At 66.9% G+C, this 17,837-nt stretch carries 21 protein-coding genes; 18 read left to right on the top strand and 3 right to left on the bottom strand.

Translation table 11 applies throughout. The annotated features are described in order from the left end of the window. Window positions 1-124 precede the first annotated feature (124 nt). Window positions 125-1,372, bottom strand: a complete 1,248-nt coding sequence (locus tag AC50X9_RS18200) for an MFS transporter (protein WP_494895844.1) — start codon at window positions 1,370-1,372, stop codon at window positions 125-127. A gap of 265 nt (window positions 1,373-1,637) precedes the next feature. Between AC50X9_RS18200 and AC50X9_RS18195 the strand changes: the two genes are divergently transcribed. After that, complete coding sequence (locus AC50X9_RS18195; protein WP_494895842.1) at window positions 1,638-3,014, top strand: ammonium transporter; 1,377 nt, start codon at window positions 1,638-1,640, stop codon at window positions 3,012-3,014. Then, window positions 3,011-3,349, top strand: a complete 339-nt coding sequence (locus AC50X9_RS18190; RefSeq protein ID WP_427171188.1) for a P-II family nitrogen regulator — start codon at window positions 3,011-3,013, stop codon at window positions 3,347-3,349. Before AC50X9_RS18195 ends, AC50X9_RS18190 begins: the two co-directional genes overlap by 4 nt. A 158-nt stretch (window positions 3,350-3,507) precedes the next feature. Here the strand turns inward: AC50X9_RS18190 and AC50X9_RS18185 are convergent, their stop codons facing one another. After that, window positions 3,508-4,896 (bottom strand): glucose-6-phosphate dehydrogenase, encoded by a 1,389-nt coding sequence (locus AC50X9_RS18185; protein ID WP_494895840.1) that lies wholly within the window; start codon window positions 4,894-4,896, stop codon window positions 3,508-3,510. 152 nt (window positions 4,897-5,048) lie between these two features. Between AC50X9_RS18185 and ffh the strand changes: the two genes are divergently transcribed. The 15 genes from ffh to AC50X9_RS18110 all read left to right on the top strand — a co-directional run bounded on the left by ffh (window position 5,049) and on the right by AC50X9_RS18110 (window position 16,797). Then, window positions 5,049-6,635, top strand: coding sequence for a signal recognition particle protein (gene ffh, locus AC50X9_RS18180; RefSeq protein WP_494895838.1), 1,587 nt, complete (start codon window positions 5,049-5,051; stop codon window positions 6,633-6,635). A gap of 59 nt (window positions 6,636-6,694) precedes the next feature. After that, the gene (locus tag AC50X9_RS18175; protein ID WP_494895836.1) at window positions 6,695-7,444 is read left to right on the top strand and encodes an alpha/beta fold hydrolase; all 750 of its coding nucleotides are present in this window, start codon (window positions 6,695-6,697) and stop codon (window positions 7,442-7,444) included. A gap of 1 nt (window position 7,445) precedes the next feature. Beyond that, window positions 7,446-7,949 carry a GNAT family N-acetyltransferase gene (locus tag AC50X9_RS18170; protein WP_494895834.1) on the top strand — a complete coding sequence of 168 codons (504 nt, stop codon included), beginning with the start codon at window positions 7,446-7,448 and terminating at the stop codon, window positions 7,947-7,949. Between the two features lie 3 nt (window positions 7,950-7,952). Further along, complete coding sequence (locus tag AC50X9_RS18165) at window positions 7,953-9,035, top strand: amidohydrolase family protein (protein ID WP_494895832.1); 1,083 nt, start codon at window positions 7,953-7,955, stop codon at window positions 9,033-9,035. A gap of 102 nt (window positions 9,036-9,137) precedes the next feature. Further along, complete coding sequence (locus tag AC50X9_RS18160) at window positions 9,138-10,013, top strand: VOC family protein (protein WP_494895830.1); 876 nt, start codon at window positions 9,138-9,140, stop codon at window positions 10,011-10,013. 411 nt (window positions 10,014-10,424) lie between these two features. Then, a complete protein-coding gene (locus AC50X9_RS18155; RefSeq protein ID WP_494895828.1) occupies window positions 10,425-10,862 on the top strand; it encodes a hypothetical protein in 438 nt (145 codons plus the stop codon). Between the two features lie 205 nt (window positions 10,863-11,067). Further along, window positions 11,068-11,490 (top strand): 30S ribosomal protein S16, encoded by a 423-nt coding sequence (gene rpsP / locus AC50X9_RS18150; protein ID WP_494895826.1) that lies wholly within the window; start codon window positions 11,068-11,070, stop codon window positions 11,488-11,490. A 1-nt stretch (window position 11,491) separates the two neighbouring features. After that, complete coding sequence (locus AC50X9_RS18145) at window positions 11,492-11,734, top strand: RNA-binding protein (protein WP_290257539.1); 243 nt, start codon at window positions 11,492-11,494, stop codon at window positions 11,732-11,734. Window positions 11,735-11,845: 111 nt separating this feature from the next. Continuing rightward, window positions 11,846-12,460, top strand: a complete 615-nt coding sequence (gene rimM, locus AC50X9_RS18140; protein ID WP_494895823.1) for a ribosome maturation factor RimM — start codon at window positions 11,846-11,848, stop codon at window positions 12,458-12,460. Beyond that, the gene (gene trmD / locus AC50X9_RS18135; RefSeq protein WP_494895821.1) at window positions 12,461-13,270 is read left to right on the top strand and encodes a tRNA (guanosine(37)-N1)-methyltransferase TrmD; all 810 of its coding nucleotides are present in this window, start codon (window positions 12,461-12,463) and stop codon (window positions 13,268-13,270) included. Window positions 13,271-13,499: 229 nt separating this feature from the next. After that, the gene (rplS, locus tag AC50X9_RS18130) at window positions 13,500-13,859 is read left to right on the top strand and encodes a 50S ribosomal protein L19 (RefSeq protein WP_494895819.1); all 360 of its coding nucleotides are present in this window, start codon (window positions 13,500-13,502) and stop codon (window positions 13,857-13,859) included. 116 nt (window positions 13,860-13,975) lie between these two features. Next, window positions 13,976-14,656, top strand: coding sequence for a signal peptidase I (gene lepB, locus AC50X9_RS18125; protein ID WP_494895817.1), 681 nt, complete (start codon window positions 13,976-13,978; stop codon window positions 14,654-14,656). Continuing rightward, window positions 14,657-15,688, top strand: a complete 1,032-nt coding sequence (gene lepB, locus AC50X9_RS18120; RefSeq protein WP_494895815.1) for a signal peptidase I — start codon at window positions 14,657-14,659, stop codon at window positions 15,686-15,688. 12 nt (window positions 15,689-15,700) lie between these two features. Further along, window positions 15,701-16,372: a ribonuclease HII gene (gene rnhB, locus AC50X9_RS18115; protein WP_494895813.1), complete on the top strand. Its 672-nt coding sequence runs from the start codon at window positions 15,701-15,703 to the stop codon at window positions 16,370-16,372. Window positions 16,373-16,470: 98 nt separating this feature from the next. Further along, on the top strand, window positions 16,471-16,797 hold the full coding sequence (locus AC50X9_RS18110; RefSeq protein WP_069952106.1) for a DUF2469 domain-containing protein: 327 nt from the start codon (window positions 16,471-16,473) through the stop codon (window positions 16,795-16,797). A gap of 21 nt (window positions 16,798-16,818) precedes the next feature. On the opposite strand, the gene AC50X9_RS18105 is transcribed toward AC50X9_RS18110, so the two are convergent. Continuing rightward, a complete protein-coding gene (locus AC50X9_RS18105; RefSeq protein ID WP_494895811.1) occupies window positions 16,819-17,172 on the bottom strand; it encodes a hypothetical protein in 354 nt (117 codons plus the stop codon). A gap of 209 nt (window positions 17,173-17,381) precedes the next feature. On the opposite strand from AC50X9_RS18105, the gene AC50X9_RS18100 reads away from it, so the two are divergent. Further along, the gene (locus AC50X9_RS18100; protein ID WP_494895809.1) at window positions 17,382-17,738 is read left to right on the top strand and encodes a YraN family protein; all 357 of its coding nucleotides are present in this window, start codon (window positions 17,382-17,384) and stop codon (window positions 17,736-17,738) included. Window positions 17,739-17,837 lie beyond the last annotated feature (99 nt).

Raw genomic sequence — 17,837 nt, 5'->3', positions numbered from 1 at the left:
GAGTCCAAAATATAGGCTGGCCGCCCGGCCCGCAGCGCTGCCATGGACAACGGCTGCGCTGCGGGCCGTTGTGCTCTAACCGGTTCTTGTTTAGCCCTCGGGCTCCCCGGTCTACCCTGCGGGGTCAGGCGGCGCGCGCCGCCGGCCGCTGGAACGTCTCCCGGGCAAGCATCCAGCCCGCGGCGGCCGCGACGAGGACACCGCCGGTGACGCCGAAGGCCCAGCCGTAGCCCAGCCGGTCTGCGAGGAGCCCGGCCAGGACCGGGCCGATGATCGCGCCGCTGTCGGCCGTCATCTGGAAGATCGCAAGCACCCGCCCGCCGGAGCGCTCATTGCCGATCACGTCGGCCATGACCGCCTGCTGGGCGGGGCCGAGCAGGCCTGAGCCGATGCCCGCGGCGGCGGTTGCCGCGAGGAACCAGGGCAGGTCGTGCGTGAATCCGATCGCTGCCGTCGCTATTCCGGTTACCAGCAGCCCGGAAATCATCATCGGCTTCCGGCCCAGACTGTCCGCGAGTTTGCCCGAGAACGTCAGCGCCACGGCGTTGGCAGCGGCGAACATGGCCAGGGCCCAGCCCGCCGATTCCGGCCCCGCGTTCAGCGCGGCGACGGCGAAGAGCGGGACCGTGGCCATCCGCACGCCGAAGGTCGCCCAGCCGTTCGCGAAGCTGGAGAACAGCCCGGCCCGGTAGGCGCTGTCCCGCAGTGCCGCACGCAGCTCCATTGCCGGCGCCGTACTCCCGTCAGGGCGGGAGGCAGCCGGAACATGGCTCAGCTGGGTCTGCACCACGAGCGCTGCCAGGACCAGGGCGGCCGCGTAGACGAGGAACGGCACGCGCAGACCGAAGCCGGCCAGCAGGCCGCCCACCACCGGGCCGCACACATTGCCGATCAGGAACGCCGAGGCATACGCCCCGGACACCCGGCCACGGCTTTCGGGCGGCGCCAGCCGGACCACGAGGGCCATCGAGGCCACCGTGAACATCACCGAACCGGCGCCGCCGAGGCCCCGGAAGATGAGCAGCTGCCAGTAGTCCTGGGCGAAGGCGCACGCCGCCGTCGACGCCGCAACGATCAGCAGGCCGGCCACGTAGACCGGCCGTTCGCCGAGCCGCACAATCAGCGCACCACCCGCGGGGGCGAACACGAGCCGCATGAACGCAAAGATGCTCACGATCACGGCAGCCGCCGTCGCGCCGACGTCGAAGGTGGTGGCGAACTGCGGGAGGACCGGGGCCACAAGGCCGAAGCCGAGCGCGATGAGGAAGGCAGCGACCAACATCACCTTGATGTCGCGGGGCAGTACCGCCCTTCCGTTGCCGCGGGCACCGGCCTGCGGCGGGGAACCCGCGGGGCGGGAGGTCTTACTCATGGTGGTGGCTTCCTGGCGAAACGGGCGGGGGGAACGGGGATGTTGGAAAGCTCGAAACATAACCGTAACAAGAAGGATTTGCACCATTTACTTCCGGGAGGTTCTTGTAACACCGCGGCAATCTAAATCCTCCGCCGGCGAAACACGGCACCGACAAAATCGTCTTAGAACGCAAACCGCGTTGAGGCACGCGGAGAACTCCGCAACAACAAAACTCCGCAACAACAACTTCTGGATCGCATCCAAGCAAGGGAGGACGTGCACCATGGAACTTACCGCAGGTCACGTATGGCTGATGGTGGCAGCGGCACTCGTGCTGTTCATGACACCAGGACTCGCATTTTTCTACGGCGGCATGACGCGCGCCAAGGCCGCACTGAACATGATGATGATGAGTTTCATCTCCATCGGCATGGTCGGTGTGGTCTGGGTGCTCTGGGGCGCCTCGATGAGCTCCGGCGAGGGCTTCCTGCAGATGGTGGGAAACCCGTTCGCCACCTTCGGGCTGGAGGGCATCGACACGCCTGACGGACTCATCAAGGTCGGCTACGCGGCCACCTTCGCCATCATCACCGTCGCCCTGATCAGCGGCGCGATCGCGGACCGCGCCAAGTTCGGCGCCTGGACCGTGTTCGTCCCGGTCTGGGTCACGCTGGTTTACTGCCCGCTGGCCTACATGGTCTGGGGCGGCGGGCTGTTTGGCCCGGAAGGCGCGATCGGCCAGGCCCTCGGTCCGGCAATTGACTTCGCCGGCGGAACAGTGGTCCACATCAACGCCGGTGTTGCCGCATTGATCCTCGTGCTGATCATCGGCAACCGCAAGGGCTTCGGCAAGGACCCCAACCACCGCCCGCACAACATTCCGTTTGTGATGCTCGGTGCGGCCATCCTCTGGTTCGGCTGGTTCGGCTTCAACGGCGGCGCAGCGACGACGGCGGAACAGGGTGGCCTGATCTGGGTCAACACCCTGGCTGCCCCCGCCGCGGCCATGCTCGGCTGGCTCATCACGGAGCGTATCCGCGACGGTCACCCGACCTCGCTTGGTGCCGCCTCCGGTGTGGTTGCCGGACTCGTCGCCATCACCCCGGCCTGCGCCAACGTCAGCCCGCTCGGCGCGCTTGGCCTCGGCCTGATCGCCGGTGCGGCATCAGCGCTCGCCGTCGGTCTCAAGTTCCGCTGGGGCTTTGACGACTCGCTCGACGTCGTCGGTGTCCACCTCGTCTCGGGCATCATCGGTACCGTGGCCCTGGGCTTCATCGCCCTCCCGGCTGACGGTGTTGGCGGCGGCCTGTTCTACGGCGGCGGCCTCACCCAGCTGTGGGCGCAGCTCGCAGCGGCCGGTATCGCCATCGCCTACTCCGCAGTGATGACCACCATCATCGCCCTCGCCATCCACAAGACCATGGGCTTCCGGGTTTCCCAGGAACAGGAAGTCGTGGGCGTGGACCTTAGCCTGCACGCCGAAACCGCCTACGAATTCGGTGTTGGCGGCCACGGCGGAAGCTTCACCCCGCTGCACGAACTCATCACCGGCAAGTCCCAGGCCGTGGCTCCCGCCGCCGGAACGGTGGACGCGCCGACCAACGCGTCGTCCAACGGACAAAAGAAGGCAGCAGCAGGCAAGGAAAGTGTGGAGGCATGAAACTGATCACAGCAATCGTCCGGCCGGAGAAGCTCGACGCCATCCGGGAAGGGCTCGAATCCTACGGCGTGCAGGGCCTCACGGTCAGCGCGGCCAGCGGCTACGGCCGGCAGCGGGGCTACACCGAGGTGTACCGCGGCGCCGAGTACAACGTGGACCTGCTCCCCAAGATCCGGGTGGAGGTCCTGGCCACCGACGAACAGGCGGACGACATCCTGGATGTCATCATCGCCAGCTCGAACACCGGCCGGGCCGGCGACGGCAAGGTCTGGACGGTGGATGTGTTCGAAGCGGTGCGGGTCCGCACCGGCGAACGCGGATCGGCCGCCATCTAAGCAGGCGGCGGCTGCGCAACTACGCTGCACAACAGCGCCGCACAACAACAAGGCGGGCCGGGTACCTGGAAGGTGCCCGGCCCGCCTTTGTGCGTCCGGCGGATAGACAGCGCCTTAGTCGGTCCGCCCTGCCGGCTCAATCCACCAGGTCCGCCCGGTCAGCTGGGCCAGCCCTCCGGTCCGCCGCTACCTGCGGCGTACTCCTCCAACGGTGCGCTGTCCCGGGCCCAGGCCTTGAGGACAGGCGCCAGGATCCGCCAGCAGTCCTCCGCGGTATCGGCTCGGACGGAGAGCAGGGGATCGCCGGTCAGGACACCCTCCAGGACTTCCCCGTACGGCAGCAGCTCCGAGCCGCTCAGCTCCGCCTTCAGGGTGGTGCGGTCCAGGCTGAGGACATCGCCGGGACCGTTCACGTCGACGTCGAACTGCAGCGTGTCCGGCCCGAAACCGATCCTCAGCTGGTTGGGGGAGTCCACCCCGGTGAAGCCCCTGGGCAGGTGCGGCACCGGACGGAAGGTCACCACGGCCTCCTTGCGCTTGATGCCCAGGGCCTTGCCGGAACGCAGGATGAACGGGACGCCCTGCCAGCGCCAGTTGTCGATCCCCACTTCGACCTCGGCCAGCGTCTCGGTGCCGCGGGCCGCGTCCACGCCCTCTTCCGTGGCATAGTCCGGGACCTTCCGGCCGCCGACGGTTCCGGCGGTGTACCGGGCGCGGCGGGTGCTCTTTGCGTAGGGCGCCGTGACGCTGCTGGCGCGCAGCACCGTCGCGACGGCGTCGCGGAGGTCCCGCTCGTCCACCGACGCGGGCGGTTCGATCGCCAGCAGGGCCATGATCTGCAACAGGTGGCTCTGGATCATGTCGCGGAGGGCCCCGGCGCCGTCGTAGTAGCGGGCCCGCCCCTCCAGCGCGAGGTCCTCGTCGAAGACAATCTCGACCTTTTCGATGTGCTCCCGGTTCCACACCGGCTCCAGGAAGGTGTTGGCGAAGCGCAGGCCCAGGATGTTCAGCACCGTTGCCTTGCCCAGGAAGTGGTCCACGCGGTGGATATGGTCCTCCGGGGCCAGCGCAGCCAGGGTCTTGTTCAGGTGCCTGGCGGATTCCTCGCTGGAACCAAACGGCTTTTCCATGACCAGCCGGGTCCCCGCCGGAACCTGGCCCGGCGTCAGCGCCTCGCAGGCCAGCTGGCTGACCCGCGGCGGGAGGGCGAAGTAGATGGCCACCGGCCCCTTCAATTGGGCCAGCAGGCCCGCCAGTTGCCCGTCGGCGGTGACGTCCAGCTGGTGGTAGCTGGTGCTCTCCCGGATCCGTTTGAGCTCCCGCCGGCCGTAGGCCTCGGCCTGGGAGTTGGCGTCCGCGAAGGACTCTTCGACGCGCTCCAGCCATTGTTCCGGGGTCCAGTCATCCGACCCCGCGCCCACCAGCGTGAGCCCGTCGGCGCGTCCCCGGGACACGAGCCGGGCCAGGCCCGGCAGCAGGAGCCGGCCGGTCAGGTCGCCCGAGGCGCCCAGGATGAGCAGGGTTTTCACTGTTGGTTGGCTGGTCATCTAAGTCAGCATGCCATCTTGAAGGCGCGTCTTGGTACCCTAGATAGTCGAGTCCCGTTGTCGAGGCGGTTCGTTCAGGCGAACATCAGTCGCGACGCTGGCGTGCCAGACCGGCCGCCATCCGTAGATCCACTGAAAGAAGTGCACGGCGCGTGTTCAATTCACTCTCTGACCGGTTGACAGCAACCTTCAAGAATCTCCGTGGCAAGGGCCGCCTGACCGAGGCGGATGTTGACGCCACTGTCCGCGAAATCCGGCGCGCCCTCCTGGACGCCGATGTCGCGGTTCCCGTGGTCCGCGAATTCACCGGGCGGGTGCGCGAGCGTGCCCTCGGCGCCGAGGTATCGGCCGCGCTGAACCCGGGCCAGCAGATCGTGAAGATTGTCAACGAGGAGCTTGTCGAGATCCTCGGCGGCGAGACCCGCCGGATCCGGCTGGCCAAGACCGGTCCCACCATCATCATGCTTGCCGGCCTTCAGGGTGCCGGCAAGACCACCCTGGCCGGCAAGCTGTCCAAGTACCTCAAGGCGCAGGGCCACAGCCCCATGCTGGTGGCCTGCGACCTGCAGCGTCCCAATGCCGTCACCCAGCTCCAGGTCGTCGGCCAACGGGCCGGTGTGCCCGTGTTCGCGCCGCACCCGGGCGCCACCTCCACCGAACTTGACCACCCGGCCGGCGACCCGGTCTCGGTCGCCCGTGCCGGCGTCGAGGAAGCCCGCCGCACCCTGCACGACGTCGTAATCGTTGACACCGCCGGCCGGACCGGCGTGGACGCCGAGATGATGGAACAGGCGCGCCAGATCCGCCGCGCCATCGTTCCGAACGAAGTGCTGTTCGTAGTCGACGCCATGATCGGCCAGGACGCCGTCAACACGGCCATGGCCTTCGACGAAGGCGTCAACTTCACCGGCATTGTGCTTTCCAAGCTCGACGGCGACGCACGCGGCGGTGCCGCGCTGTCCGTCTCCTCGGTCACCGGAAAGCCCGTGATGTTCGCGTCCACCGGCGAAGGCCTGGACGACTTCGAGCTCTTCCACCCGGACCGCATGGCCTCACGCATCCTCGACCTCGGTGACGTGCTCACCTTGATCGAGCAGGCGGAGAAGTCCTGGGACAAGGACGAAGCGGCCCGGATGGCGCAGAAGTTCGCCGACCAGGAAGACTTCACGCTGGACGACTTCCTCGCCCAGATGCAGCAGATCCGCAACATGGGTTCCATGAAGAAGATGCTCATGATGATGCCCGGGGCGCAGAACATCCGGCAGCAGCTTGAGCAGTTCGACGAGCGCGAAATCGACCGCGTTGAGGCGATCGTGCGTTCCATGACCCCGCACGAACGCGTCGCCCCCAAGATCATCAACGGCTCCCGCCGGGCCCGAATTGCCCGCGGCTCCGGTGTGCATGTGTCCGAGGTTAACGGACTGCTGGAACGTTTCGCCCAGGCCCAGAAGATGATGAAGAAGATGGCTGCCGGCGGCGGCATGCCCGGAATGCCGGGGATGCCCGGCATGGGCGGCGGAGCAGCCCGCAAGGGCGCCAAGAGCGCACCCAAGAAAAAGGCCCGCTCCGGCAACCCTGCCAAGGCGGCACAGGAGCTCAAGGATGCCCAGGCCCGCCGGGCCGAGGGCGCGAAGGCCCTTCCCACCGGTGCCTCGTTCGGCCAGCAGGGCGGGGACTTCGATCCCTCCCAGCTGAACCTCCCCAAGGGCTTCGACAAGTTCCTCGGCGGCGGCAAATAGCCGCTGCCGGCCGAAATGTCGCAGGCCCGTCGGCCGGGCCGGTGTCATAGGGTTAGACCATGTACAAGCAGCGCGTAGTCTTCGTCCACGGGGCGGGCAGTTTCGGCGCTGCCGCGTGGCCGAAACAGCACGGGATGGCGCTGAACTACGATGCGCTGTTCCTGCGCCGCCACGGCTATGACCCGGTCGCCGAGCCGCTGGAAACTGACTTCGCTGCCGACGCCGCCATCGTGCTCCGCGCCCTGGCCGACGACGGCCGCGGCGAGGCGGGCGGCCACGTCGTCGCGCATTCCCAGGGGGCCATCGCCGCGATGATGGCCGCCGTCGAACGTCCCGACCTGGTCCACTCCCTGACCCTTGTGGAACCGTCCTGCCTCTCGCTGACCGCGGACCAGCCGGCCACGGCGGCGCACCGGGCCCTGATGCAGCCGCTTTTCGAAGTCCGCCACCACCTGAGCGATGAGGACTTCCACCGCGAATTCGTCCGCCGGGTGTTCGCGGCGCACACCCCGTCCCAGTCAACTCTGGGAGCCCCGAGCCCCGAGGACCAGCGGGAGGCGCGCCGACTCCGCCTGCAGGCCCCGGCCTGGGAAGCCCCGCTGCAGATCGTTCCGGGCGTCCCCACCCTGATCCTGACCGGCGGCTGGGAGCCGCTCTACGAAGAAATCGCGGGCTACCTGCGGGAGACCGGGGCCCTGCACCGCATCGCGCCGGGCGGCCACCGGCCGCACGATTCAGCCGAAGGGAACCGGCTCATCCGGGCCTTCATCGCCGACGTCGGGCGGCAGCAGCACGCCCACGCCTCCTGAAGTGGACCGTGGGTCTCGGGCCGCGACCCGGATCAGGACGGCGACGCCGGAAGACCTCCCGGCGCTGACGGTTCTCGAGGCGGCAGCCGACCACCTCCTCGAGGCTCAGCTGGGTCACCGGCCGCTCCCGGCCGCGGAGCCCCTTGCTGCAGGGGTTCCGCTCTTCGTCCTGGTTGCCGGAACCCCGCCCGTGGGGTTTGCCCGCGTTGATGTCGTTGGCGGCCAGGCCCATCTGGAACAGCTCTCCGTGCATCCGGACTCTGCCGGGCACGGGATCGGACGGTCCCTGCTGAAATCTGCCCTCGCGGCTGCCCGGAGCCAGGGTTACGAATCGATGACACTGTGCACCTTCGCGGACGTTCCGTTCAACGCGCCGTTTTACGCGGGCTGCGGCTTCGAGGAGATCGCCGAACCGGGGCCCGCACTGGCCGCACTGAGAACCCGCGAGGCGCGGCTGGGGCTGGATGATCTCGGCCGGCGGATCGCCATGCGGATTAGGCTTTAGCTCATGACCGGAAACATCGAGTTCAGCGGCCCCATCCTCACCGGACCCGAGCGGGAACACCACGGGCTGTGGTCCGTCGACGGCCGCCTGACTTTCCGCCGGCCGGCCGCCGCCCCGGACCTCGTCCTGGCCGGGTGGGTCATCCCCGGACTGGTCGACGCGCACTGCCACATCGGGCTTGGCCCCGGCGGGGACGTTCCGGAGCGGATGGCGGAAGAACAGGCCGTGACCGACCGCGACGCCGGGACCCTCCTCATCCGCGACGCCGGTGCCGTTCACGACACCCGCTGGATCCAGCAACGTGCGGACCTGCCGCGCATCATCCGCTCCGGCCGGCACATCGCGAGGACCCGGCGGTACCTTCGGGGGTTCGCCGTCGAGGTGGAGCCCGCGGACCTGGTGGAGGCCGTTCGCAAGCAGGCGCGGGCCGGCGACGGCTGGGTCAAACTCGTGGGGGACTGGATCGACCGCGACGCCGGTGACCTCGCCGCCAGTTTCCCGGCCCGGACGCTCAAGGACGCGGTCCAGGCCGCCCATGATGAAGGCGCCCGGGTCACGGCACACTGCTTCGCCGAAGACACCCTGGACGACATGCTTGACGCCGGAATCGACTGCATCGAGCACGCGACTGGCCTGCTTCCGCGGCATCTGGCGCGTTTCGCCGAGCAGAAAGTCCCGATTGTCCCCACCCTCATCAACATCGCCACCTTCCCCGACATCGCCGCGCAGGCGGAGGCGAAGTTCCCCCGCTACGCAGCGCACATGCGCGCACTCTGGGAGGGCCGGGCGGAACGGGTCCTGGCAGCCTTCGAAGCCGGCGTCACCATCTACGCCGGAACGGACGCCGGCAGCGTCATCAGGCACGGCCGCATCGTCGACGAAATCCAGGCGCTGCACGCCGCCGGGCTCCCGGCCGGGTCCGCCCTCGACGCCGGCGCCTGGGCCGCCCGGGCCTGGCTGCGGGCCGGCGGCATCACCGAAGGTGCCAGCACCGACGTCCTGGTCTGCGCCGAGGATCCGCGCAGCAATCTGGCAACACTGCGGAGCCTCCGGAACATCGTGCTTCGCGGAGAAATCGTCCGCTAGGAAAATCCGGACCCACATTAGGAATAAATTGAAGCTTCAAGTAATTTAGCTAGATGTAAGGTCATCGAAGGTCGGTGGCCGCTTAAGCACCGGAGCGATCAGATGACTGCAGAAAAGAGCACCCAGGATCTTCTTCCCGCCGAACTCACCATGGGCACCGTGATGCTCAAGGTCGGCGACATGAAGGTCATGACGGATTACTACCAGCGCGCCCTCGGCCTCGATATTGTGACCGAGCAGGACGGCGGGATCTACCTGGGACGCCAGCAGAAGCCCCTGGTCCACCTGGCGCCGGCTCCCGGCCTGAGCGTCCCGTCCCGCGGTGAGGCCGGCCTCTTCCACACGGCCCTGTTGTTCGACGACCAGTCCTCCCTTGCCGCCACCGTCGCCAGCGCGGCGCAGTACGAGCCGCAGTCCTTCACCGGCAGCGCCGACCACCTCGTCAGCGAAGCGTTCTACTTCACGGATCCCGAGGGCAACGGCATTGAGCTCTACTGGGACCGTCCCCGCGACGCCTGGTCCTGGGACGGCAAGAACGTCGTCATGGACAGCCTTGCCCTGCCGCCGCAGCGCTACCTCGAGCAGTTCCTGACCGAGGAGTCCGTGAGCGGGCAGCGCCAGGCGGAAGCCGGCATCGGCCACGTCCACCTGCAGGTCGGCGACGTCCAGTCCGCCCAGGACTTCTACGTCGGCACCCTCGGGTTCGAACGGACTGCGGGCTGGCACGGACAGGCCCTGTTCGTCTCCGCCGGCGGCTACCACCACCACATGGCCATGAACGTCTGGAACAGCCGTGGCGCCGGCCCCCGCCACGACACCCTGGGTCTGGGCGAGGTGCTGATCGAAGTACCGTCCGGAGACGACGTCGGAGCCCTCGCCGACCGCCTCAAGACCGGCGGCGTCCAGTCCCACCACACCGGAGCCGAACTGCGCTTCGAGGACCCGTGGCGCAACCGGATCCGCGTCGCCGCCCGCTGAGTGACCGCCGGGCCGGACCCTGCCCTTGCTGAAGCCTGCCCCTGCTGGACCCTGTCCCTGCTGGACCCTGTCGGCTCGGCCTAAGGACATGTCCAGCGCAGACGGCAGCGAATAAACATGGTGCCTATATGTCCTTTCGTGCAGGTCAGGGGGAGGGCATGTCCACCGGGCCGGGGGCGAGTGAGGCACGGCGCGGCCAGGTTGGCAGAGGACATGTCCACTTTTCGCGGACAGGACCGCGGAGCAGGTCCACCGGTCGCGGCCAGGAGTGGGCATAGTGGCTTTATGTCCATTGGTCGCGGTCGGGGGAGGGCATGTCCAGTCCGGGCACCGGCCCAGGCTGAAACGGTTAGGCTGAAGCGACGCCGAAATCAGCGGCCCAGTGCCGCCAGACCTCTAAGGATGAGCTCCATGGGATTCACCGAAGTCTTTGTTTCCACCCACGATGAAGCCCTCAAGCGCGCCACCGCCCTCGACGGCGGGGCCGCAGCAGCCCCCGGAGCCGTCCGGATTGCGGATATCAGCGACTTCGAGGTCGAACGCCTGGGGGACCTGGCCGGCACTGCCGTCCACGCCTCCGGCGCAGACTACGAACTCGCGATGGTGGATGTGGCCAGCGACTCCCTGCTCGGCGTCCCGCCGGCGATGGTCCGAGCCCTCGCCGATCTGCTCAGCTACGAGACCGAAGGCGAAGGCGACGTCCTGGCCGACGTCGCCGAAAGCTGGGCCGCGGAAGAGGATATGCCCTTTGGTGCGGAGCAGGCCGTCCGCTACGTCCGGCAGCTTGCCGAACTGGCCGCAGGCGTCGATCCCGACAGCAGGTCCGGCCTCTACGTCTGGACATCCTGACTCACGCCAGGACCCAAAATGGACCGGCCGCGGGTGTCAAGTCGATATCCCGCCGCCGATCTGGCACAATAAGCAGGTACTCGATCTGCGTGGCCCCTCTCTCCACGTCCGGATCCTGTCCTTTTAGAACCCACTAGTATGGCCCGCCCCACGGGTGCAGAACGCCGGGCTCGACCCCGTTTCAGAAACAGGAGTGACCACAAAAGTGGCCGTAAAGATTCGCCTTAAGCGCTTTGGCAAGATGCGCGCACCGTACTACCGCATCGTCGTCATGGACGCACGCTCCAAGCGTGACGGCCGTGCCATCGAAGAGATCGGCAAGTACCACCCGACCGAAGAGCCCTCGTACATCGAGGTCGACACGGACCGCGCACAGTACTGGCTCGGCGTCGGCGCACAGCCGTCCGAGCAGGTTGCCGCGATCCTTAAGATCACCGGTGACTGGCAGAAGTTCAAGGGTCTCCCGGGCCAGGAGGGTACCTTGAAGACCAAGGCCCCCAAGGCTCCCTTCGTAACCCCGGAAAAGGGTTCCGTGATCATCCCGGAAGCCATCACCAAGAAGGCCAAGAAGGACGACGCAGCCGAGGCCCCCGCCGACGCAGCAGCAGAGATCACCGAGGCTGAGTAAATTGCTGGCTGATGCGCTCGAACACCTGGTCCGCGGGATCGTTGACAGTCCTGAGGATGTCAAGGTCAGTGCGAAGAACAACCGCCGCGGGGACACCCTCGAAGTGCGCGTTCATCAGGACGACCTCGGACGGGTGATCGGCCGCCAGGGCCGCACCGCACGCGCCCTGCGCACTGTGGTGGCAGCACTGGCGGACGGCGAGCCGGTCAGGGTCGACGTCGTCGACACCGACCGCCGCCGGTAACGCTTCAGCAGTACTTGTCTTGAGTCCGGCCCCTTCACCAGATAATGGTGGAGGGGCCGGACTGTTTTCCCCGTAGACCAGCAGAAACACCAATCCCGAACAGAGGAACAGATGCAGCTTCAGGTGGCACGAATCGGCAAGCCCCACGGCATCCGCGGCGAAGTGACCGTCCAGGTGCTCACCGACGCGCCCGGTGACCGCTTCGTCCCGGGCACCCGGTTCGTGGTGGAACCTGCCTCGGCCGGCCCCCTCACCATCATCAGCGCACGCTGGAACAAGGACATCCTGCTGCTGGCGTTCGAGGAGATCGAGACCCGCAACGAGGCGGAAACCCTTCGCGGTGCCAAGCTGTTCGTCGAAACTGAAGATCTCGATGACGATGACGACGACGAAGGCTGGTACGAGCATGAGCTCGAGGGCCTCGAAGTCCGCGTCGGCGGCCAGGTGGTCGGCAAGGTTTCCGGCCTGCGCACCCTCCCGGTCCAGGACCTGCTCATGGTCACCGCGACCGACGGGAAGGAAATCCTGATCCCCTTCGTGGAACAGATCGTGCCCGAAGTCAACGTCGGGGAAGGCTACGTGGTGGTCACCCCGCCCCCGGGCCTGTTTGAGGTCAACGCAGAAGACGAGGCAAAGTCCGCGGCAGAGGCAAAGTCCGGCGACCAGCCGAAGCCCCCGGCAGCCACCAGCTCGGACGACCGCGCCGACGCCGGAGACAACGCCTAAATGCGGATCGACGTTGTCAGTATCTTCCCCGAATACCTGGCACCCCTGGAACTTTCCCTGATCGGCAAGGCGCGCCAGGACGGGCTGTTGGAACTGAACGTCCACGACCTCCGCGACTTCACCACGGACCGCCACCGGACCGTGGATGACACCCCGTATGGCGGCGGCGCCGGTATGGTCATGAAGCCCGAACCGTGGGCCCAAGCACTGGCGGCCGTGGCGGCCGACCGTCCCGCCGAGGCCGGGAAGCCGGTCCTGATCGTGCCCTCACCGGCAGGGGAGCGGTTCACCCAGGCCACGGCCCACGAACTGGCGGAAGAGGACCGGCTGGTGTTCGCCTGCGGCCGCTACGAAGGTATCGATGAGCGGGTGATGGAATGGGCCGCCGGGCACTTCACGGTGCGTCCCGTGAGTCTCGGCGACTACGTCCTCAACGGCGGCGAAGTGGCCGTGCTGGCGATGGTCGAGGCCATCGGGCGACTGCTCCCCGGTGTCGTCGGCAACCCGGAGTCGCTCGTGGAGGAGTCGCACTCGGACGGGCTGCTGGAGTACCCGGTCTACACCAAACCGTCGAACTGGCGGGACCGCGAGGTTCCGGCGGTGTTGCTCAGCGGCAACCACGGCAAGATCGCCCAGTGGCGCCGGCATGAACAGTACCGGCGCACCTCAGAACGCCGCCCGGACCTGCTGGCGGAGTTCGACGCCGCCAGGCTGCCCCGCGCCGACCGCACCGCCTTCGCGGACCTCGGGTACGACATCGTCGACGGCCGTTTGGTCCGCCGCGCGGAGGCCGGTGGGGATTCCGCCTGAGTGGATTGGCTGGAACGCCCGGGATGTGGCAAAATTAGTCCTTGTGCCTGCTGGGTTGCGAACCTGCCACAGGGGGAGCGTGACCAACAGCGCGGCACCCCGGTCCCGTCAAGTCCTGACGGAACCGGATTCACAAATTTTCGGCGGGATTTCCGGGCCATAGATTCGCCCGGGTTTGGCCGCCGTGACCCAACGTGAAGGACCTGTGGCGTTCACCAGGAGTGAATCAATGCATATTCTCGATTCCGTAGACGCAGCCTCGTTGCGCACCGATATTCCGGCCTTCCGCGCGGGTGACACCCTCAAGGTTCACGTGAACATCATCGAAGGCAAGAACTCCCGTGTCCAGGTCTTCCAGGGCTTCGTCCTGGGGCGCCACGGCGACGGACTGCGCGAAACCTTCAGCATCCGCAAGGTCTCCTTCGGTGTTGGCGTGGAGCGTAAATTCCCGGTGCACTCCCCGATCATCGAGAAGATCGAGCTCGTCTCCAAGGGCGACGTGCGCCGCGCCAAGCTGTACTACATGCGCGATCTGCGCGGCAAGGCCGCCAAGATCAAGGAAAAGCGCGACTTCCAGACCGCAAAGTAAGTCTTCCCAGACTTCCACCGCAGACTTCGTCGCGGGTCCACGGACCGTGTCCGGCCAGCGCCGGAGCATCCGCAACAGCGCTGTTCACTTCAGAAAAGCGTTAGAGGATACGGACCATGGAACACACAAAACGCCAGCCCAGGAAACTCGGCTGGCGTTTTGTGTTACCGGCGGTGGTCCTGGCCGTAATCATCAGCGGGCTGGTCCGGTCGCTATGGCTCGACGTTTACTACATCCCCTCCGCCTCGATGGAACCGCTCTTCCGCGAGGGGGACAGGATCCTCGTTTCGCGGACTGACTTCAGGGGCGAGCCGGTGGGCCGTGCCGACGTCGTCGTTTTCGATGGCCGGGGCTCCTTCGCCCCGCTGACCAGCGGCAACGGCCCGGTACTGGACGTCCTCGGCGGCGTGGGGCACTGGATAGGCCTCTCCGGCGGTGAGACCACCTTCATCAAACGAGTCATCGGACTCCCCGGGGACCACGTGATTTGCTGCGACGCCGCCGGGAAACTTACAGTCAACGGCCAGCAAGTTGCGGAACCCTATCTCTATGAGGGGGACGCTGCCAGTGAGCTGAAGTTCAGTGTGATCGTTCCCCCGGACAGGCTCTGGCTGATGGGGGACCACCGGTCCCTCTCTGCCGATTCCCGTAGCCTGCTGGGCGCCCCCGGCGGGGGCATGGTGCCAACGGACCGGGTGATCGGCAGACCCGTCCGGATCATCTGGCCGCTTGATAGATTTACAGCAGTAGGACGGCCACCCGAGGCCGCCACGACGACAGAAAAGAACGGACAGTAGATGCCCGAGACCGGACCCCGGACTCCTGATCCGCGGGGGCAGAACCAGCCCCGGGTTACCTCCTCCGCGATTCCCGTCACGGAACACCCCGTGGGCGGGGACTACGCTGTCACGCCCGACATCGGCACCGACCGGGGCTACGCCAAGGAATCCGCCCCGGCGACCCCGGCGTATTCGGTTCCGGCCCCTCCTGCTGCGGTCCGGGACGTCCCGGCCACGGACGCCACCGCTGCGGGCGGACGGGCAACCGACGTCCCCGACGCGGGCGGACCCGACAATGACATCCCGGCGGCGGGCGGACCTGCCCATGCGGGAAGCGCGTCGAAGCGTGCCCGACGGGCGAAGTCCCGGGAGCGCCACAGCCCGCTGTTCCTCTGGGCCAAGGAAGTGGCCACCGTGGTGCTCGTCGCCATCGTATTGTCCTTCCTGATCAAGACCTTCCTTTTCCGCGCCTTCTACATCCCGTCCGAATCCATGGTCAGCACGCTGGACGTGAATGACAGGATCTTCGTCAACCTCTTGGTCCCGGAGCCCTTTGCCCTGCAGCACGGCGACGTCGTGGTGTTCCGGGACACCCAGGGCTGGCTCGTCCCGATGGCGGAGAAGGAAGCCGGGCCCTTCACCTGGGTGCAGGACGGGCTGACCTTCATCGGCCTGTTGCCGGACAATTCGGAGCAGCACCTCGTCAAACGCGTCGTCGGGCTTCCCGGTGATCATGTGGTCTGCTGCGATGTGGGAGGCAGGATCATGGTCAACGGTGCGCCGCTGGACGAGAGCTACATCAACCCCGCCGAAGTGCCCCAAATCCGCGACTTCGACGTCGTGGTGCCCGAGGGCAAGGTCTGGGTCATGGGCGACAACCGGAACCACTCCGCCGACTCGCGCGCGCACACGGACAGCAACGACGGCTTCGTCGACATCGCCGATATCGAGGGCAAGGCAGCCGTCATCGCCTGGCCGCTGAACCGCATCACGGCCCTGGATAACTATCCGGACGTCTTCCGCGACGTGCCCGCCCCGGCAGGAAAGTAGCTGGCCGACCTCATGTCCGAAGCCCCCACCCTCGATTACGAACACCGCTTCCGCAGCTCCGGCGCCCGGCTCGTCGCCGGTATCGACGAGGTGGGCCGCGGCGCCCTGGCCGGGCCCGTCAGCGTGGGCATCGCCGTCGTGGATCTGCACCAGCAGAAGCTGCTCGCCGACGTGCGGGACAGCAAACTGCTCAAAGTGGAAGACCGCGAACGCCTGGTCCCGCTGGTCAGGGCCTGGAGTGTGGCTTCGGCCGTTGGCCACGCGTCCGCGAATGAGATCGACGACCTGGGCATCATCGCCGCGCTCCGGCTCGCCGGCACGCGCGCCTGGTTCGCGGTGCTGGCTGCAGGAGTGACCCCGGATGTCGTGCTCCTGGACGGCAGCCACAACTGGCTCTCGCCCGCGACCCAGCCGTCCCTGTTCGACGACGGGCCGGCGGCGCCGGCGTGCGAGGCGCCGGTACACACCCTCGTCAAGGCGGACATGCAGTGCCTGAGCGTTGCCGCGGCGTCGATTCTGGCCAAGGTGGAACGTGACGGCCTGATGCGCGAACTGCACCTTGAATACCCTGCCTTTGGCTGGGACGAAAACAAGGGCTACGGCACTGCAGCACACAAGAACGCCCTCCGCGCCGCCGGGCCCACGCCGTACCACCGGGTGAGCTGGCAGCTGCTCGCGGACTGACGTCCGGTGCCGTTTCGCCCTCGAGGCAATGGCTGCGGCGGGGTGCCGCGGGACCGCCCGTGGCGCGCGGGTGCCGCCGGATGGTGCAAGATGGAATCATGAGTGCCGAGGACCTTGAAAACTATGAGACCGACATGGAGCTGCAGCTCTACCGCGAATACCGGGACGTTGTCGGGCTGTTCAGCTACGTTGTCGAGACCGAACGGCGATTCTATCTGGCAAACCACGTTGACCTGCAGGCGCGCAGCGCTGACGGCGAAGTCTACTTCGACCTGACGCTGCAGGACGCCTGGGTCTGGGACGTCTACCGCTCCGCCCGCTTCGTCAAGAGTGTCCGCGTCATCACCTTCAAAGACGTCAACGTCGAGGAGCTCCCGCGCAGCGAGGAACTCGCCTTGCCCAAGGCCGGCGATCTCGGGAACTGATCCGGATGACCCGCCGGCCGGCTATTCGAGCTCCTGGAGAAATTCACCAAGGCTGGCGTGCAGTTGCCTGAGGCCGGCTGCCGTCGTGCTGAGGGTGGCCGAGTCAGCGTCCTTGCTGATGTCCCGAAAGCGAAGGACCATCTCCGGCCGGTCCTCTTCTGCCGGGATGAAGCTCACTTCGATGAAGATTGAGTTGACCTGATCCGGGAAGCCGGCCGGAGCCTTAAACAGCGCGGCCAGGGCCGCGAATTCAGGTTTCCCGGCTGGCAGTGTCCGTTCCTCACGATCTGAGTACAGGCACCGCAGGGTCAGGCACTCGTCTGCGGCGTCATTGTGCTCGTCGCACCACGGCTCACATGCTGAATTCGTTGTCATGCTCGTCCTCCTGAAACTGGTGATGGTGTTCGCCGTCCGCCTGGTGGACGCCGGCACTTGAAGGCTAAGGCGTGGCCACGACAGGTTTCGGCGTTCCGCGTGCCTGACGCTGAACGCCTTGCTTTCTAATTGGCCGGTCCTTGCCGAAGTTTCCCACATAGCGTTGTGCACGCCTGTGCCATGCTCTTACCGCGGCGCAGGATGGTTTCATGAGAGCTAAAGACGTGCTGGGCCGGCGCGGGGAGGAATACGCTGCCGGCTACCTGAAAGCCCAGGGCATGCGCATCGTGGACCGCAACTGGCGGTGCCCGAAAGGCGAAATCGACATCGTCGCGCTCGACGGCGACACGCTGGTCATCGCTGAAGTGAAAACACGCACGTCCCTCGCCTACGGGCATCCCTTCGAAGCCGTCGGTGCGGACAAACTGGCACGTCTGCACCTTCTGGGCTCCGCGTGGTGCCGGGACCATGAACTCCGCATGCCGCTGCGCCGGATCGATGTGATCGCCATCCTCGACGACGGAACCGGCGACCCCGCCGTTGAACACCTCAAAGGGGTGGGCTAGGAGCGTGGGGCGGTAGTGGTTTTACGTGATCCACGAGAAGCCCTGCTTGCTGACTGGTAGCGCGTTGTCATCTTGATGGCCGGCTGTCAGCAGCGGTGC

The organism is Pseudarthrobacter sp. HLT1-3, assembly GCF_059383535.1.
This window is presented reverse-complemented; position numbering and strand designations above follow the sequence as displayed.

Excerpts from the sequence above, each read along its gene's own strand:
- lepB (WP_494895817.1), top strand. The coding sequence starts at position 13,976 with ATGGAACACACAAAACGCCAGCCCAGGAAACTCGGCTGGCGTTTTGTG.
- AC50X9_RS18100 (WP_494895809.1), top strand. The coding sequence starts at position 17,382 with ATGAGAGCTAAAGACGTGCTGGGCCGGCGCGGGGAGGAATACGCTGCC.
- lepB (WP_494895815.1), top strand. The coding sequence starts at position 14,657 with ATGCCCGAGACCGGACCCCGGACTCCTGATCCGCGGGGGCAGAACCAG.
- AC50X9_RS18105 (WP_494895811.1), bottom strand. The coding sequence starts at position 17,172 with ATGACAACGAATTCAGCATGTGAGCCGTGGTGCGACGAGCACAATGAC.
- AC50X9_RS18195 (WP_494895842.1), top strand. The coding sequence starts at position 1,638 with ATGGAACTTACCGCAGGTCACGTATGGCTGATGGTGGCAGCGGCACTC.
- AC50X9_RS18200 (WP_494895844.1), bottom strand. The coding sequence starts at position 1,372 with ATGAGTAAGACCTCCCGCCCCGCGGGTTCCCCGCCGCAGGCCGGTGCC.
- AC50X9_RS18165 (WP_494895832.1), top strand. The coding sequence starts at position 7,953 with ATGACCGGAAACATCGAGTTCAGCGGCCCCATCCTCACCGGACCCGAG.
- AC50X9_RS18110 (WP_069952106.1), top strand. The coding sequence starts at position 16,471 with ATGAGTGCCGAGGACCTTGAAAACTATGAGACCGACATGGAGCTGCAG.
- rimM (WP_494895823.1), top strand. The coding sequence starts at position 11,846 with ATGCAGCTTCAGGTGGCACGAATCGGCAAGCCCCACGGCATCCGCGGC.
- AC50X9_RS18185 (WP_494895840.1), bottom strand. The coding sequence starts at position 4,896 with ATGACCAGCCAACCAACAGTGAAAACCCTGCTCATCCTGGGCGCCTCG.
- AC50X9_RS18175 (WP_494895836.1), top strand. The coding sequence starts at position 6,695 with ATGTACAAGCAGCGCGTAGTCTTCGTCCACGGGGCGGGCAGTTTCGGC.
- trmD (WP_494895821.1), top strand. The coding sequence starts at position 12,461 with ATGCGGATCGACGTTGTCAGTATCTTCCCCGAATACCTGGCACCCCTG.
- rnhB (WP_494895813.1), top strand. The coding sequence starts at position 15,701 with ATGTCCGAAGCCCCCACCCTCGATTACGAACACCGCTTCCGCAGCTCC.
- AC50X9_RS18155 (WP_494895828.1), top strand. The coding sequence starts at position 10,425 with ATGGGATTCACCGAAGTCTTTGTTTCCACCCACGATGAAGCCCTCAAG.
- AC50X9_RS18160 (WP_494895830.1), top strand. The coding sequence starts at position 9,138 with ATGACTGCAGAAAAGAGCACCCAGGATCTTCTTCCCGCCGAACTCACC.
- rplS (WP_494895819.1), top strand. The coding sequence starts at position 13,500 with ATGCATATTCTCGATTCCGTAGACGCAGCCTCGTTGCGCACCGATATT.
- AC50X9_RS18190 (WP_427171188.1), top strand. The coding sequence starts at position 3,011 with ATGAAACTGATCACAGCAATCGTCCGGCCGGAGAAGCTCGACGCCATC.